The organism is Actinomycetota bacterium (assembly GCA_013152275.1).
Lineage (GTDB): Bacteria > Actinomycetota > Acidimicrobiia > Spongiisociales > UBA4744 > BMS3Bbin01.
On sequence record JAADGS010000025.1, the window covers coordinates 1 to 14,580 of the forward strand.

General features: G+C 65.2%; 17 protein-coding genes. 12 read left to right on the top strand and 5 right to left on the bottom strand.

The window, feature by feature from the left end; all coding sequences use genetic code 11:
- Nucleotides 1-197 precede the first annotated feature (197 nt).
- Together GXP34_02745 and GXP34_02750 are read left to right on the top strand one after the other, a co-directional pair.
- Nucleotides 198-518, top strand: coding sequence for a hypothetical protein (locus tag GXP34_02745; GenBank protein NOY54881.1), 321 nt, complete (start codon nt 198-200; stop codon nt 516-518).
- Nucleotides 519-520: 2 nt separating this feature from the next.
- Nucleotides 521-1,477, top strand: a complete 957-nt coding sequence (locus GXP34_02750; GenBank protein ID NOY54882.1) for a hypothetical protein — start codon at nt 521-523, stop codon at nt 1,475-1,477.
- A gap of 190 nt (nt 1,478-1,667) precedes the next feature.
- On the opposite strand, the gene menC is transcribed toward GXP34_02750, so the two are convergent.
- The 3 genes from menC to GXP34_02765 form a co-directional block, all read right to left on the bottom strand.
- On the bottom strand, nt 1,668-2,774 hold the full coding sequence (menC, locus tag GXP34_02755) for an o-succinylbenzoate synthase (protein NOY54883.1): 1,107 nt from the start codon (nt 2,772-2,774) through the stop codon (nt 1,668-1,670).
- Nucleotides 2,771-3,625 carry a GNAT family N-acetyltransferase gene (locus tag GXP34_02760; GenBank protein ID NOY54884.1) on the bottom strand — a complete coding sequence of 285 codons (855 nt, stop codon included), beginning with the start codon at nt 3,623-3,625 and terminating at the stop codon, nt 2,771-2,773. The genes menC and GXP34_02760 overlap by 4 nt, the downstream gene beginning before the upstream one ends.
- Nucleotides 3,626-3,700: 75 nt before the next feature.
- The gene (locus GXP34_02765; GenBank protein NOY54885.1) at nt 3,701-4,039 is read right to left on the bottom strand and encodes a DUF2007 domain-containing protein; all 339 of its coding nucleotides are present in this window, start codon (nt 4,037-4,039) and stop codon (nt 3,701-3,703) included.
- 135 nt (nt 4,040-4,174) lie between these two features.
- Here GXP34_02765 and GXP34_02770 point away from each other — a divergent pair, with 135 nt between their 5' ends.
- The 3 genes from GXP34_02770 to truA are packed head-to-tail and all read left to right on the top strand — an operon-like array spanning nt 4,175 to nt 5,946.
- On the top strand, nt 4,175-4,639 hold the full coding sequence (locus GXP34_02770) for an NUDIX domain-containing protein (GenBank protein ID NOY54886.1): 465 nt from the start codon (nt 4,175-4,177) through the stop codon (nt 4,637-4,639).
- A gap of 30 nt (nt 4,640-4,669) precedes the next feature.
- Nucleotides 4,670-5,203, top strand: coding sequence for a hypothetical protein (locus GXP34_02775; GenBank protein ID NOY54887.1), 534 nt, complete (start codon nt 4,670-4,672; stop codon nt 5,201-5,203).
- Nucleotides 5,203-5,946 carry a tRNA pseudouridine(38-40) synthase TruA gene (gene truA / locus GXP34_02780; protein ID NOY54888.1) on the top strand — a complete coding sequence of 248 codons (744 nt, stop codon included), beginning with the start codon at nt 5,203-5,205 and terminating at the stop codon, nt 5,944-5,946. Before GXP34_02775 ends, truA begins: the two co-directional genes overlap by 1 nt.
- On the opposite strand, the gene GXP34_02785 is transcribed toward truA, so the two are convergent.
- Entirely contained in the window at nt 5,925-7,121 is a 1,197-nt protein-coding gene (locus GXP34_02785) for a threonine ammonia-lyase (protein NOY54889.1), read from the bottom strand. The genes truA and GXP34_02785 overlap by 22 nt on opposite strands.
- 149 nt (nt 7,122-7,270) lie before the next feature.
- Between GXP34_02785 and rplM the strand changes: the two genes are divergently transcribed.
- The 7 genes from rplM (at nt 7,271) to acpS (ending at nt 14,074) form a co-directional block, all read left to right on the top strand.
- Nucleotides 7,271-7,720, top strand: a complete 450-nt coding sequence (rplM, locus tag GXP34_02790; GenBank protein ID NOY54890.1) for a 50S ribosomal protein L13 — start codon at nt 7,271-7,273, stop codon at nt 7,718-7,720.
- A complete protein-coding gene (rpsI, locus tag GXP34_02795) occupies nt 7,720-8,112 on the top strand; it encodes a 30S ribosomal protein S9 (protein ID NOY54891.1) in 393 nt (130 codons plus the stop codon). Before rplM ends, rpsI begins: the two co-directional genes overlap by 1 nt.
- A 13-nt stretch (nt 8,113-8,125) precedes the next feature.
- The gene (gene glmM, locus GXP34_02800; GenBank protein NOY54892.1) at nt 8,126-9,460 is read left to right on the top strand and encodes a phosphoglucosamine mutase; all 1,335 of its coding nucleotides are present in this window, start codon (nt 8,126-8,128) and stop codon (nt 9,458-9,460) included.
- A 290-nt stretch (nt 9,461-9,750) separates the two neighbouring features.
- Nucleotides 9,751-11,577, top strand: a complete 1,827-nt coding sequence (glmS, locus tag GXP34_02805; protein ID NOY54893.1) for a glutamine--fructose-6-phosphate transaminase (isomerizing) — start codon at nt 9,751-9,753, stop codon at nt 11,575-11,577.
- Between the two features lie 132 nt (nt 11,578-11,709).
- Entirely contained in the window at nt 11,710-11,979 is a 270-nt protein-coding gene (locus GXP34_02810) for a hypothetical protein (protein NOY54894.1), read from the top strand.
- 7 nt (nt 11,980-11,986) lie between these two features.
- On the top strand, nt 11,987-13,540 hold the full coding sequence (locus GXP34_02815; protein ID NOY54895.1) for a hypothetical protein: 1,554 nt from the start codon (nt 11,987-11,989) through the stop codon (nt 13,538-13,540).
- Between the two features lie 156 nt (nt 13,541-13,696).
- Nucleotides 13,697-14,074 carry a holo-[acyl-carrier-protein] synthase gene (gene acpS, locus GXP34_02820; protein NOY54896.1) on the top strand — a complete coding sequence of 126 codons (378 nt, stop codon included), beginning with the start codon at nt 13,697-13,699 and terminating at the stop codon, nt 14,072-14,074.
- Nucleotides 14,075-14,137: 63 nt separating this feature from the next.
- Here the strand turns inward: acpS and GXP34_02825 are convergent, their stop codons facing one another.
- Entirely contained in the window at nt 14,138-14,518 is a 381-nt protein-coding gene (locus tag GXP34_02825) for a hypothetical protein (protein ID NOY54897.1), read from the bottom strand.
- Nucleotides 14,519-14,580 lie beyond the last annotated feature (62 nt).

The following is a 14,580-nucleotide window of genomic DNA, read 5'->3' on the forward strand; positions in this document are numbered from 1 at the left end:
CGCTCAAGTCTCCGCCGATGTTGCCGCCGTCGGTCGAGATCGTCTGTCTCGTAGAGGGTCGGCAGCACGTTCTTCAGGTTGGGACGCCGTACAGCGGCGAATGGCCGACATCTCCGCCCGGGGAGTCTGATTTCACACCTGTTGAGCGGGTGCCGGTCCCTTGGCCGGAGCAGCCGCCGAAGTCGGATTGTCGGGACTTGGCCATCGTGGTTTCTTCTTCCGCAACTCCGCGCGCCCTGACCGTCTACGCGTTCGATGGGTATCTTGGTGGTGATGGAATCCCCGCCGATGAGGCTTTTCATGAACTGGATTGCAGACGTTCCACATCGCGGGATCCCTACAGTCGGTGTTGGCTCCAGCAGACCGATGAGGGACTGATGCTGCGTCTCGACGAACCGAGCACGGAGGGAACTATGTGGATGGCGGTCAATGTGACGTGGGCTGTCCCGCCGTCGACACCGCAAGCAGACCTCGGGCTCGATTGGGCGACGTGGTTGTTCGCGGTGGAAAGCGAGTGAGGATGGATACGGCGAGCGATCGAGAGGAGATGTTTCTCCAAGCTCCCGTGGCGTGCGCGTTCCTTCTGCTCTGCGACCAGTTGGGTGTTCCTCTGGACGAGGCGGTCCGGCCGCCGGCGGCGTTGGATCTGGCAGCCGGCGCTATCTCGGACATGTACCCGTGGGCGGGCGATCACGAACAGCGGAAGGTGGCGGTTGTCGAGCGGGCAGCGCGGCTGCGTCATCTCGTGCCTCGATTGCTGGAGCATCCAGACTCTTCCTGGTGGTTCGCCTCGTTGGAACGGGATCGACAGGTCTGGCTGGGAACCAGTCGGGACCAGATGCAATCCATCGAAGTACCGTCGGAGGCACCGCCCCCGAGGGAGTACATCCCCCAGATGCCCCCGGCATACTTCCTCACTGCCACCCGATATGGAGAGCGGACGGCGTTTCACTCCCTCCTTGCACAGTGGGCGGGAGACTGGGATCCGGAGCTGCCGCTACCGCAAGCGGACCTGCATGTCGCAGACGATGCGAGGGTCTTCGAGATCCGGTCTCCTCAGGATTGGTACGAACTTGCGGATCGATACGCGGTCGTTCCGGTAGAGCAGGGAGAACCGTTGTCGGATCGTCAGATCTTCCCACATTGGACGAAAGTTGCAGGGGACTGGGACATCGTTCACCTGAGTTTCGGCGGATTCCTGCTGGCGACGTTCGTGCCGATCGCCGGCCCCTTGGGGAGTGCAAGACTGTGGACGTGGGAATCCGAATCCGCCCTGTGGCTCCGACCCTGCTATTCCGATCGGATCGAGCAGGAGCCACTGGTCGAGCGTCCGCGGAGCGTCTTCGAAGGTGTCGGTGTTCGCATCCGCTACCTCCGGACCCTTGGCGGGGAAGACGCCAGGCTACTCGAGCGGTGGGGAGGGCCGCGTCGGACGAAAGCACGTTGGAAGAGATGGTGGCGTAGCCGGGGTCGCTGATCCCGGCTCGCACATGTCCCAGGCCGCGTCCAGATGGCGATCATCGAACTCGTCTGAAGGGAGGTGGCCCTCAGGCCACCTCCCAGTTTCCAGCATGACCCTGGCCGAACCTTCGCCCTGCGGTCTGGCAGCTCTTCAGGGACGCGGTCCCGGGTGCCAATATCGTGAGCGAAGCGAGCCTGGCCACCGGCTACCGGAGACGGATGTGCTCCACCGAGGTCGTCACTTCGTCGAGACGGTCCGGGTCGGGCTCGACACCGAGCCCGGGACCATCGGGAACCGGGATCGTTCCGTCCGGTTCGAGGATGAACGGCACCGTGATGTCGTGTTCGTAGTAGCGGGCCGTCTCGGAGATGTCTCCGGGATACCGGAAGTTGGGGAGTCCGGCAAGCGCGAGGTTCGCGGCCCGGCCGAGACCGGTCTCGAGCATCCCTCCACACCAGACGGGGATGTTTCGTCGGGCACACAGGTCGTGGATCTTACGGGCCTCCAGATAGCCACCGACACGTCCGGCCTTGATGTTGACGATCGAACAGGCACCGAGATCGATGGCGGCCGCCGCGGTGCGTGCCGACGTGATCGATTCGTCGAGACAGATCGGGGTGGTGACGCGCCGGGCGAACGCTGCGTGCGTGAGGAGGTCCTCTTCGGCGAAGGGCTGTTCGATGAGCAGCAGGCCGAACTGGTCGAGGGCGGCGAGATGGTCCATGTCGGCGGCTTCGTACGCGGTGTTGGCATCCACTTGAAGCAGCAGGTCGTCGCCGAACCGCTCTCTCACGGCCCGGACCGGATCGATGTCCCGGCCAGGCTCGATCTTGAGTTTGACACGGGTATAGCCGCGGGCCAGATAACGCTCGACGGCATCGAGGAGCGTCGGGATCTCGTCGAAGATCCCGACCGACACCCCGACAGGAACCCGCGAGCGGGTCGCACCCAGGTACGCCGCCAGTGACACCCCGGACGCTCTCAACTCTGCGTCGAGCAGAGCCATCTCCAGCGCGGCTTTCGCCATGGGATGACCGTGGAACGGAGCCAGGAGAGCGCCGAGTGCCGCTGCGGAGACATCGCCGGTCAGCCTGGGGAGGAAATGCTCCCTGATGATCTGTTGTGCTCCGTCGACATACTCGGACGAGTAGACCGGTTCCTGCATCGCCACGCATTCGCCCCAACCCTCCGAGGCGTCGGCTTCGACGTGCACAAGGAGGATATCTCTCGTCTGTTCGACGCCGAACGACGTCCGGAAAGGGTGTACGAGTGACAGTCCGATGCGTCGCAACTCCACGTCTCTGAGGTTCACGTCGGTCTCCTTTCGAGGATGTACCAGCCGGCCGGGTCGAATCCGGAGATCACGTAGCCTCGGTTCATCGCCGTTTCGAGCGTGGCACGGAGAGCATCACGCCACGCGCCGGCGATGTGCGGCGCCGTGTTGCGGAGAGCGACGATATCGTCAGGGATCTGGACGCACAGAACATCGGCTTGCGCGGGCGTGACGACCGGACCGTTGTCGTCTCGCAGAACGGCAGCGGCACCTTCGGCGATCAACGCCTCCGCGTTGGGGAGGGGGAGGCTTCCTGAACGCACGGCGGTGGCTTCCGGTCCACTCGGGTACCAGTCGACCAGGATGCGGTCGGTTTCTTGCCGCGCGCTGAACCGGTCTTCGAGAGGCCCATAGAGGTTCTCACGGTAGGTGGCCGCCCTTGCCCCGAGGGCGTTGAAATTGAAGTTCGCGTTGCGCCGGACGAATGGATCGAACGACCAGGAGATGCGGTCGATGTCGCGCCGTGCCGCCCATACGGCCTGGTCCAGTTTCAGTGCCATTCCGACGTGATGTCCGCGGGCTTCGGGCACGACCCCGGTGATGTGGGAGTGGAGGTGGATGGTTCCGTCGTGCCACCCGAGGAACCCGATGGTGGCACCAACCATGGTCCCCTCTGCAAATGCACCGCCTACGTAGTTTCCCGATTCGATGAACGCCACGCCGAGTTCGGTCGGCACATGGGTCGCGTCACGTCCCCACACCTGACCGAAGACGTCGGCAGCCATGCCTGTGTCCCGGTATCCGTGCAGCGCTCTGATCTCGACGCCGGCCTGGTCTGCGGTATCCATGGCGGCGTTCTCCAGGCCGGCAAGATCTCTTCGGGGGCTCATCGGTGGGCACGATAGTGGGTTTCACGCTCCGGGTGCAGCATGCCCCGAACCGGACACCTCGCCGAGATGGGGTCCTCAGTGAGTGATCGTCAGCACGACCATTCCGAGCGCGACGAGCAAGGCCATGATGAGACCGGCAGACGCCCACCAGGGAAGACCATCGGCCGGTGGGGCATCGTCGCCGGCGGAGTCGAAGGACGAGGGAACCGGCCGCGAGCGCATCGGTTCGAGAATCTGCTCGGCTGCTTCGACATCGGCAGCCTCGACGAGCAGGTTGATCGGCAGCCCCGGCCAGGTCCCTCCGGCATCGTCCGCGAGGAGCAACGCCGGGATTCCCTCGGACTCCAGAGAGGCGCGAGCCAGTTCCGCCTCCACCCTGTGTGAGAACCTCGCGACGCGTGTCATGTCCGCCATGTGGCAACCATACCGGTTCGTCCGTGCTTCGCCGGCGGCTGATACGGTGATGTCATGGATGTCCCGGCTCTGCGCACACTGCTCGATGCCATCGTGCCGTTCGACGACCGTGAGGCGGGTCATCGCGATCGAATCATGGCGCTCCTCGGGAACTCGGTCGATCCGTGCTTGCGAACACATTTCGAGCCGGGCCATGTCACGGCAAGCGGCTTCGTTCTCTCGCCTGATCGCAGCGCCGTCCTGCTCGTCTTGCATCGAAAGCTCGGACGGTGGCTACAACCCGGCGGTCACATCGAACCCGACGATCAGGATATCGTCGCTGCCCAAAGGCGCGAGATCGAGGAGGAGACCGGCATAGTCGATCTGTGTTGGCAGGGAGTGTTCGACCTGGACGTCCACACGTTTCCGCAGCGAGGCGATGATCCTGCGCATGAGCACTTCGACGTCCGCTCCGTATTCGTGTCGGACGACTGGGGCGTCGTGGCTGGAGACGGTACCGACGATGTGCGGTGGTTTCGCCTCGAGGAGATTCCGCGAGGAGACCCTTCGATCACGCGCCCGGTCGCCAAACTGCGGTTCATGGTGGCCGATGACCGATAACCGACAGCCGACTGGTACGCTCGTCGGGCCATGCTGCAACAGATGCTGCGCGCAGCCCGACTGGACCGGCGCGTCTACACCGAACTCGTTTTCGACGACTACGCGACCGGCAACGCGATCCTGGTTGTCGCGGCCGTATATGCAGTCATTGCCCTGGCAGCGGCCCTCTCGGGGATCCCCGGCATCAGCCTGACCGGTGTGCTTCTCGTCGTGTTCGGCGGTGTCATCGGTTGGTTGGTGATCGGTGGCGCGCTCTGGCTGGCGGGCGTAAAGCTGCTCGATGGGCAGGCGAGGTTTCAGACCGTGGTCCGTCTCGTCGGATTCGCGCACACGCCGTTGCTCATCATGGCGATCGCTCTGCCGTTGCCATCGCCGGCGAGCACGGCCGTGGCGATTGCCGCACTCGTCTGGTTCTCCGCCGCAGTGGCCGAGGCGGCGCGGGTTCTGTTCGATTTCGACCGAGGGCGTTCGGCGAGCGCAGCACTGCTGGCGGTCGCTGTCTGGTGGATTCTGCAGATGATCGGTATCGGCCCCAGTCTGCCGCTGGTACTCCGCAGGCTCTGATGTCCACGTATCGGCTGGATCTTGCCTACGACGGAACCGGGTTCCACGGTTGGGCGAAACAGCCTGCTGTCAGAACGATTCAGGGCGAGTTGGAGGCGGCACTGCAGCGCAGGATCGGACCGGTCGAGACCGTGGTTGCCGGTCGCACCGACGCCGGCGTGCACGCGCGCGGGCAGGTCGTGAGCTTCGTGACCGAGAAGGACATCCGGCCAGAGGTGTTGGCGCAGTCCCTCACCAAGATGCTCGCTCCGGAGGTCGTCGTCCGGGAGTGCCGTAGGGTGCCCGACGGTTTCAGCGCCCGGTTCTCTGCCCTGCATCGCAGCTATCGATATCGTCTGCTATCGCGACCGGAGCCCGACCCCTTCCTCTTCCGCACCACGTGGCATATCCGGTATCAGCTCGACTTGGAGGCGATGCAGCGGGCAGCAGGCTGGATTGTCGGCGAGCACGACTTCGCGTCCTTCTGCCGCAGGGCGAAGAGAAAGAACACCGTGCGGCGAGTACTCGGCTCCGAGTGGATACGAGACGGGGACATCGTCGAGTTTCGGATCACGGCCACGTCGTTCTGTCACCAGATGGTGCGAGCACTGGTCGCTCTCTGTGTCGAGGTCGGGCGAGGCAAGATCTCGGCAGACGAGGTCCCGGCCATCATCGCGGCAAGGGATCGGGCGGCCGCCACGGGCGCGGCCCCGCCGCGCGGACTGATCTTGTGGGAGGTCGGCTATCCGGCCGATTGCTCGTAGGCCTGCAGGGATTCCCGGAGCCTTTCGGTTTGCTCGACGCCCACCGTTTCCACCGCGATCCCCAGTTCGGTCGTCCCGAACGGCAATCCTGCACCTTCTCGCCGGTGGTTGACGGTCAGCACGTTCGCTCCGAGGTCGGCGATCAGGTTCAGTACGGTGGCAAGTTGTCCCGGCACGTCAGGAATCAGGACCCGGAACCATGCGTAGCGTCCTGCAGCCTCGAGGCCGTAGCGCAGGACCTTGCCTACGAGAAGAGGGTCGATGTTCCCTCCCGACAGCACGATCACACATGGATCGGGTGTGTCGGGGAGCGCTCCTTCGACCAGCGCTGCGACACCGACCGAGCCTGCGCCCTCGACGACCAGCTTGGCCCGCTCCAGCAGCAGCATGACGGCGCGTGCCGCCGCCCGGTCGTCCACGGTGACGATGTCATCGACGACCTTCTCGATGTGCGCGTAGGCAAGTGCAGACGGCACGGGGACGGCGATCCCGTCCGCAACGGTGGGGTGATAGGGCACCGCAACGAGGCTGCCACGGTTTCGAGAGGCGAGGTAGGGGGCGACCGACTCGATCTCGACACCGACGATTCGCGTGCCCGGCCGCAGCGCTTTGATCGCCACGCCGGTGCCGGAGATCAGGCCGCCTCCGCCGATCGGGACCACCACCGTGGCCGCATCCGGGAGCTGTTCGATGATCTCGAGGCCAAGTGTGCCTTGCCCGGCGATGATGCCCGGGTCGTCGAATGGGTGAATGAACCGGGCCCCGGTTTCGTCGGCGAACCGGCGCGCTGCTTCGACGGCGGCCTGGATGTCCTCTCCACCGAGGCGAACATCCGCTCCGTAGCTGCGAGTCGCCTCCACCTTGGGGATCGCAGCCGAACGGGGCATGAAGATCGTGGCCGGAATCCCGGCCATCTGGGCTGCAAGAGCCACACCTTGCGCGTGATTCCCTGCAGACCCCGCGACCACGCCCGTATCCGACGTGAGCCGGCCGATCACGTTGGACGCTCCTCGAATCTTGAACGAGCCTGTCCGCTGCAGGTTCTCGGCCTTCAGCCAGACGTCTCGACCCGCCATACGGGAAAACGACGCAGAGTGCAGGAGGGGGGTGGTGATCACCGAATCGCGCTGGCGCTCACGCGCCGCCAGAATGTCATCGATGGTGAGCAGGGTCATGACAGACGCAGGATAGGGAGTTCTCGGGTCGAGGCTGCTTCCGACACCGGCTGCATTCGCAGAGAGCCTCTCATTTGGCGCTTTTGCCCGGCGCGTTCTACCATGTGGCGGCTCCGAGAGTCTCGGAGCGCTTCCTTCGCGAGGTTTCCATGAGGCTGCAAAAGACGTATTCCCCCAAGGTCGACGACATCCACAGAGCGTGGTTCGTCGTGGACGCCCAGGATCTTCCCTTGGGACGCCTGGCGTCCGAGGTCGCTTGCATCCTGCGCGGCAAGCACAAGCCGATACAGGCTCCGCACGTCGACACCGGCGACTTTGTGATCATCATCAACGCCGAGAAGGTACGGGTCAGCGGGCGCGACAAGATCTATTACCGCCACTCGGGATATCCGGGTGGGCTGACCGAAGAGGGCCTCGAGTCCCTGCGAGGACGACGCCCCGAGGAGATCGTACGGCGAGCGGTTCGGGGAATGCTTCCCAAGAACCGCCTGGGTCGCCAGATGCTTCGTAAGCTCAAGGTGCATGCCGGCCCCGACCATCCGCACCAGGCGCAGTCGCCCCAGGAGCTGATATTCGATATTCGAAAGGTGGAGTCCTGATGTCCAAGCCGCTCGTTCAGGCAACCGGCCGTCGCAAGGAGTCCGTCGCCCGGGTGCGGTTCTACGACGGCACCGGGGCGGTCACGCTCAACGGCAAGCCGCTCGACACGTACTTCCCCACGATGGCCCAGCGGCTTCGTCTCCTCGCGCCTTTGCGTGAAACGAACCGGGAAGGTCGTTATGACATCAAGGCGAAGCTCGAAGGCGGAGGAACGACCGGCCAGGCCGACGCACTTCGTCTCGGTATCGCCCGTGCACTCATCGTTCTCGAACCTGAACTGCGGCCGATGCTGAAGAAGGCGGGCTATCTCACCCGTGACGCCCGCAAGGTGGAGCGCAAGAAATACGGCTTGCGCAAGGCACGTCGAGCACCGCAGTACACGAAGCGGTAGCTACCCTCGCCGTATGCTCACGAACGGCAACCGGCTTTTCGGCACCGACGGGATCCGCGGTGTGGCCAACACCGAACTCAGCGCGGATATCGCCATGTCCCTCGGGCGTGCCGCCGGGGAGACGATTCGTGGCGGCTCGGTCCTCATAGGCCGCGACACGCGACGGTCCGGACAGATGCTGACAGAAGCGCTTCAGGCCGGGTTCCACTCGCTCGGCGTCGACACGGTGGACGTCGGTGTCCTCCCGACCGGCGGCATTTCGCATCTTGTCGAGGTGTCGGGTGCCACGATGGGAGTCGTCGTCTCTGCGTCGCACAATCCCGCAGCCGACAACGGTATCAAGTTGCTCGACGGGCGCGGTGCCAAGCTTGCCGATGAGCAAGAGGACGCGATCGAGGCGAGGCTTCGCCGGGGAGCACCGTGGCATCTCGCCGGTGGTGATCGGGTTGGCACACGTTTCCCGATGCTGGACGCCGAAGATCGCTACCTGCGGTTTCTCCAGAGCTCGACGTCCTACTCGTTACGGGGTTTCCGTCTCCTCCTCGACTGTGCCAACGGTGCTGCAAGTCGCGTCGCCCCCGAACTGTTCCGGCGACTCAAGGCCGATGTGGAAACCATCTGCGCGGAGCCGGACGGTACGAACATCAACGACGGATGTGGCGCCGCTCACCCCGAGTTTCTCGCCAGGCATTCCAAGGGCCGGATCGGGCTTGCGTTCGACGGGGACGCCGACCGGCTGATCGCCGTAGACGAGGATGGGATTCCCGCGAACGGCGATGTGATCATGGCGGTCATCGCCCGCCAGATGAAAGAGGCCGGCCGACTCAAGAAGAATATTGTCGTCGCAACCGTCATGGCCAATCTCGGATTTCGCAAGGCGATGGAACGCATGGACATCGAGCTCGTCGAGACGCAGGTCGGCGATCGCTACGTCAAGGAAGCGATGTGGAATCGAAGGGCGATTCTCGGTGGAGAGCAGTCGGGCCACGTGATCTTCGCCGACCGGGCCGTGACCGGCGACGGCCTTCTGACGGCGGTGCGGCTCCTCGAGGTCGTGGCGATCACCGGCAAGGAGCTGCGAGAGCTTCGCGCGGAGACGATCACCGAATTCCCACAGATTCTGCGCAACGTGCACGTGGATGACAAGGGACGGCTCGAAGACGCTGAGGTGCTGTGGGCGACGATCCGCGATTGGGAAGCCAAGCTGGCCGGTGATGGGCGGATCCTCGTACGCGCCTCCGGCACCGAGCCGCTCGTGCGAATCATGGTGGAGGCATCCACGCGCGACGAGGCGATCGCAATCACCGACGAACTCGTCGCCATCGCTCGGCGGGAGCTCGGCACCTGAGACTTCCGGCGACGTTGCGTTCTCCTACCGCGGAAGGGGGAACGGTTCGGATCCGGCACCCGCGCGACTACCCTTACCATCGGACCGGCACGGCATGCCTTCAGCGCCTGGCCCCTCGAGGGGTGACGAGGTAGAGGGAGTATCGAAGCATTCGGCGGATGCCCTCTCGGCTGCCACGGTCGTGACGAAGCGGAGCAAAACCCGGGGGTGACCCCGCAACAGAGGCCGCTTCGGTGTGGGAGACGGGATCGACCCGTCTGGTGCCGGTCTCCAACCGAGAAGGAGACACCATGTGCGGCATCGTCGGCTACGTCGGCCCGCGCCAGGCCCAGGACGTCCTCGTCGCCTCACTGCGACGCCTCGAATACCGCGGGTACGACTCCGCGGGCATCGCGGTGTCGAACGGTGGTGCCATCGAGATTCGCAAGGCGGCCGGAAAACTCGATCGGATGGCAGCGATGGTCGGGGCGAATCCACTCATGGGGACCCTCGGCATCGGCCACACCCGCTGGGCGACCCATGGGGTCCCCAACGACGTCAACGCCCATCCACACTTCGACGAGACCGGTGAGTTCGCCGTCGTCCACAACGGCATCATCGAGAACTATCTCGACCTCAAAGAAGAGCTCTCGGAGGCCGGGCACACGTTCGTTTCCGATACCGATACCGAAGTGCTGATCCACCTCATCGCCGACGAGTACGACGGAGACCTGGCAGAGGCGGTCCGTCGCGCCGTCGCCCGTGCCACAGGGGCCTATGCGCTCGTGACGATGTCCGCCAAGGAGCCCGACCGGATCGTTGCCGTGCGCATGATCAGTCCGCTGGTGATCGGCATCGGTGACGGAGAGACATTCCTCGCGTCCGACATTCCGGCGATCCTGCCGTATACGGATCAGATGCTGGTGGTCGAGAATGGCGAGATGGTGACGCTCACCCTCGAAGGAGCGGTGATCGAAACCCTCGACGGGGAACCGGTGGAGCGCGCACCGCAGAAGATCACCTGGACGGTCGAGCAGTCCGAGAAGTCCGGCTTCCCGCACTTCATGCTGAAGGAGATCTACGAGCAGCCCGGCGTGATCGACGAGACCCTCCGGGGGCGCCTCCTCCGAGACGGGTCCGTCACTCTGGAGGCGGTCGACTTCCCCGACGGCTTCGTCGACAACCTCTCGAAGATCTGGGTGACTGCCTGCGGGACCGCCTACCACGCAGGGCTGGTCGCCCGAGAAGTGTTGGAGAAGACGCTGCGCATTCCCGTCGAGGTCGAATACGCCCACGAGCTGCGGTACCGAGATCCTCTGATCGACCCGGGAACGTTGACGGTCGCCATCAGCCAGTCGGGGGAGACCGCCGACACCCTTGCCGCCGCCCGGCTTGCCAGAGAGCGAGGGTCACGACTTCTCGCCATCACGAACGTTGTGGGATCCACGCTGAGCCGGGTCGCCGACGACGTCCTGTACACGAGAGCCGGCCCCGAGATCGCCGTCGCGTCGACCAAGGCATATGTCGCCATGCTCGTCGGTGAGTACATGCTCGCTCTCCGGCTCGGTCGCGCCCGTGGGACGGTGTCGGACGCTCGCGCCGCCGAACTGGCCGCCGAACTGTGGACGCTGCCCGACAAGGCGGCTCAGGTGCTGGAACATGACGCGGCGATTCTCGAGATTGCCGACCGGTTTGCGAGCACGTCGGACGTGTACTTCATCGGCAGGGGTCTCGACTACGCGGTGGCGACCGAAGGATCGTTGAAGCTGAAGGAGATCTCCTACATGCACTCGGAGGCGATGCCCGCCGGTGAACTCAAGCACGGCACGCTCGCGCTCATCACCGAAGGCACGCCGGTCGTGGTCATTCTGACCCAGCAGCACCTGTACGACAAGACGATCTCTGCACTGCTGGAGGTGAAAGCCAGGGGAGCCCACGTGCTCGCGCTCGCCTACGACGATGACGATCAGGTGGACAAGTACGCCGATGAGGTGCTGCGCATCCCGAGGACCTACGACTTCCTCAGCCCCGTCCTGTCGATCATCCCGCTCCAGTTGCTCGCCTACCACGCCGCCCGGGTGCTGGGCCACGACATCGACATGCCGAGGAACCTGGCCAAGAGCGTCACGGTGGAGTAGGGCAGGGGGTTCGCCGGCCAGATCGTCTGGGGGTGACAGGGGGGGGGCGTGGAGGCGTAACATCACCACGCATGACACGCAGGCGGGGAGCGCCGTGCGACGCCCGCCCGTCTCCAAGCCAGGGGGTGGCACATGCGTGCAAGAATCATGGTGGTTGGGTTTCTCGCCGCGGTCATGGTGCTCGCGATGGCAGCGACGGCGCTCGCCATCGAGGTCCAGGAGGACCACTTCCGGACCGGTCGCGGGTACTCGCACACGACCGAGAGATTCGGGATCTTGGAGTCCTACGACGAGCGGGATTGGCGGCCCGACGGTTACGACACGGGGAAGCGTCGGTATGTCCCCTTCCAGAACCTGTGGGATGCCACCAGGACCCACTGGGCTCATAACATCGGGGCGTGACCACGAGGTGGCCAGTCGACGTCGGATCGCACGGTGGCTGGGCGCCGCCGCAGTCGTCGGTTCGCTGATCGGCGGGTGCGCCCAGGAGTCGCCGGCACCCGTCATCAATCCGACGTCGGCATCGATGGTCACGCCGCCGCCGGTACCCGGTGCCACGACCGCCGCCATTACCACGACCATGGTCGCCTCGACGACCACGGCCTTCCGGCCGGTCGAGATCGTCGACGACGTGCGGGAGTGGGCGACGCTCGGCACGTCACTCCTCGATGCGGAACCTCCGTCCGACTTCGACGGCCAGGTGCTCGTGTTCGATCGTCGCGGGGCCGAGTACCAGGGGCAGGCGCTCTGGGCGTACGACGGGACGCGCGCCTACGAGCTGCATCGGACCCCGCCGTCCTGGATCATCAACGACGCGTGGGTGGACGACGGCCGGGTCGCGCTCCTCGAGTACGAGGATCGGACAGGGGAGTACCGGCTGTGGGTATTCGATCTCCGATCCGGTAGCGGTACCGTTATCGAGAAGCGTACCGAGCCGGCCGGCCCGCCGGCGGTCGTTCCCCTCATGCATCTGAACGGTTCGTGGCTTGTGTGGTTCACGGACGCCCCAGAAGGTGACCGGCTGTGTGTCCGGGTCCGGAACCTCGACACTGGGGAGGTCCTCGACGCTCATTGCGCCGATGATCCATCGATAGCGTTCGGCCCTCCACGGATCGACTGGCCCATCGTCGCGTTCACGGAGACGGCGGATGGGTCGTCGAACGAGTCCTGCGGGTCGCTGGACGTCGTGCATCTCCCCGATGGAAAGCTCACCCGCTATGAGGCGAGGCACTGCGGTGTCTTCGACGGCGCGGCGAGCGGCAAGACGGTTGCGTGGACGGACCAGCCGGCCCCGTTTCGCAACGAGGCGGGCGAGTCGGGCGTCGACTACTGGGACGTGCCGGTTTTCGGTGTCGAGGATGGTGACGTCGTCGGCTTGGGGCACGGTGTCGCCGGGTCGGTGATGGCGTGCGACGGTATTGCCTATTGGCTCTACGGTGGCGGGAAGGACTCTTCCGAGATCCGCGCCTGGCAGCCCGGAGGGCCGGTCCGGACCATCTACCGGACTCCGGACGAAGGCTTCGGACGCCGGTACGCGTTGACGAGGCCGGGGTGCCACGGAGATGTCGTGACCGCCGAACAGGCGGGCTGGCAGGCCGACGCCCCCGAGGAGTTCCTCGTCATGGGTGATACTCCCTCGGGGTGGACGGTGTTCACCTCGGTTCCGCCGACCACCGCGTTCGAGGCGACCCCGGACACCTACATCCAGGAGGTGCGGGTGGCCCAGACCGCCGAGTCCTGGTCGGCCGACCTGTCGGATCAGGATCTCGTGGATCTGGCGAAGGGGGTCTGCGCGAACCTCGAGAGGCAGCCGTCGCCAGGCGACATGCAGCAGGTGTTCTTCTCGACGGAGGGGCCTCGCGTGATGACCCAAACGGGCATGACCGAACCAGAGTTCAACAGCTGGGCGAGGATCGCGTTCCGGTCCTACTGTCCTGCCGCCCTCGTGGTGTTCGAGCAGTAGGGCAACTGCGGTCGCGGGCCGGCGACACCGCCCGGGTGCCGGGGCACGACATCGACATGCCGAGGAACCTGGCCAAGAGCGTCACGGTGGAGTGACGCTGTCGCGGCGGTGACGGGGCAGGCTGTCTTTCGGGCGGCGAGACGGTAGCGTGGCCCCATGCGTGTCATCGGTCTCGGAATCGACCTGGCCGAGATTGCCAGGGTGCAACGGTTGCTGGAGAAGTACCCGCGGTTTCCCGAGCGAGTGTTCACCGACCATGAGCGCGCCTACGCGTCACGGTACGCAAACCCTGCGAGTCGGTTCGCCGCCCGCTTCGCCGGCAAGGAGGCGGTGATGAAGAGCCTCGGTGTCGGATGGCGGCACGTCGGATGGAAGGACATCGAGATCACCGGCGGGGGCCGGCCCCGGGTGAACCTTTCCGGACGCGCCCTGGCCCGAGCCGAACGGCTGGGGGTCACCGAGGTGCTGGTCACGATCACCCACACCGACGACACGGCCATGGTCTTCGCGATGGCCCTCGAACAGGCCGAGTAACCGTTGAACCCAGGGCTCGTAGGGGTCGCCACGACCCCCCTGAGCCCTGGGTTCAACGGTTTGTCACCGATCGAGGCGGTTTCGGAGCTCCTCGATCCTTGCGCGGAGTGCCGGCATGTTGTTCCACCGCTCATGGACCGCTCGGAGATACTGGACGTCCCGAGGCTCCAGTCCGCCCCCCGATGGGCTGCCGCCTCCCAGCGACGTCCTCGCCTTCTTGATTTGCTGGGATACGAGCTGTTCGAGCTGTCGTTCAAGGGTCGCCAGCTCTTCCTCGAGCATGGCCCGTCCTTGCGGATGCGCGGAGAAGCGTGCCTGGACACGCTCTCGCAGGTCGGCTTGCTCTGCTTCGAGCGCATCACGCATCGAGGGATCGGGGTCGTTCGCCAGTCGGGTGGCGATGGCGGCGAGCCGCTCGCGCAGTTGGTCGATCGTTGGGTCCATCGCCATTCACGATACCTCTTGAACCCAGGGCTCGTAGGGGTCGTGGCGACCCCCCTGAGCCC

Bases quoted from the DNA above. Each gene is read 5' to 3' on its own strand.
- GXP34_02750 (NOY54882.1), top strand. From the start codon at position 521: ATGGATACGGCGAGCGATCGAGAGGAGATGTTTCTCCAAGCTCCCGTG.
- GXP34_02760 (NOY54884.1), bottom strand. From the start codon at position 3,625: ATGAGCCCCCGAAGAGATCTTGCCGGCCTGGAGAACGCCGCCATGGAT.
- GXP34_02765 (NOY54885.1), bottom strand. From the start codon at position 4,039: ATGGCGGACATGACACGCGTCGCGAGGTTCTCACACAGGGTGGAGGCG.
- GXP34_02770 (NOY54886.1), top strand. From the start codon at position 4,175: ATGGCGCTCCTCGGGAACTCGGTCGATCCGTGCTTGCGAACACATTTC.
- GXP34_02775 (NOY54887.1), top strand. From the start codon at position 4,670: ATGCTGCAACAGATGCTGCGCGCAGCCCGACTGGACCGGCGCGTCTAC.
- truA (NOY54888.1), top strand. From the start codon at position 5,203: ATGTCCACGTATCGGCTGGATCTTGCCTACGACGGAACCGGGTTCCAC.
- GXP34_02785 (NOY54889.1), bottom strand. From the start codon at position 7,121: ATGACCCTGCTCACCATCGATGACATTCTGGCGGCGCGTGAGCGCCAG.
- rplM (NOY54890.1), top strand. From the start codon at position 7,271: ATGAGGCTGCAAAAGACGTATTCCCCCAAGGTCGACGACATCCACAGA.
- rpsI (NOY54891.1), top strand. From the start codon at position 7,720: ATGTCCAAGCCGCTCGTTCAGGCAACCGGCCGTCGCAAGGAGTCCGTC.
- glmM (NOY54892.1), top strand. From the start codon at position 8,126: ATGCTCACGAACGGCAACCGGCTTTTCGGCACCGACGGGATCCGCGGT.
- glmS (NOY54893.1), top strand. From the start codon at position 9,751: ATGTGCGGCATCGTCGGCTACGTCGGCCCGCGCCAGGCCCAGGACGTC.
- GXP34_02810 (NOY54894.1), top strand. From the start codon at position 11,710: ATGCGTGCAAGAATCATGGTGGTTGGGTTTCTCGCCGCGGTCATGGTG.
- acpS (NOY54896.1), top strand. From the start codon at position 13,697: ATGCGTGTCATCGGTCTCGGAATCGACCTGGCCGAGATTGCCAGGGTG.
- GXP34_02825 (NOY54897.1), bottom strand. From the start codon at position 14,518: ATGGACCCAACGATCGACCAACTGCGCGAGCGGCTCGCCGCCATCGCC.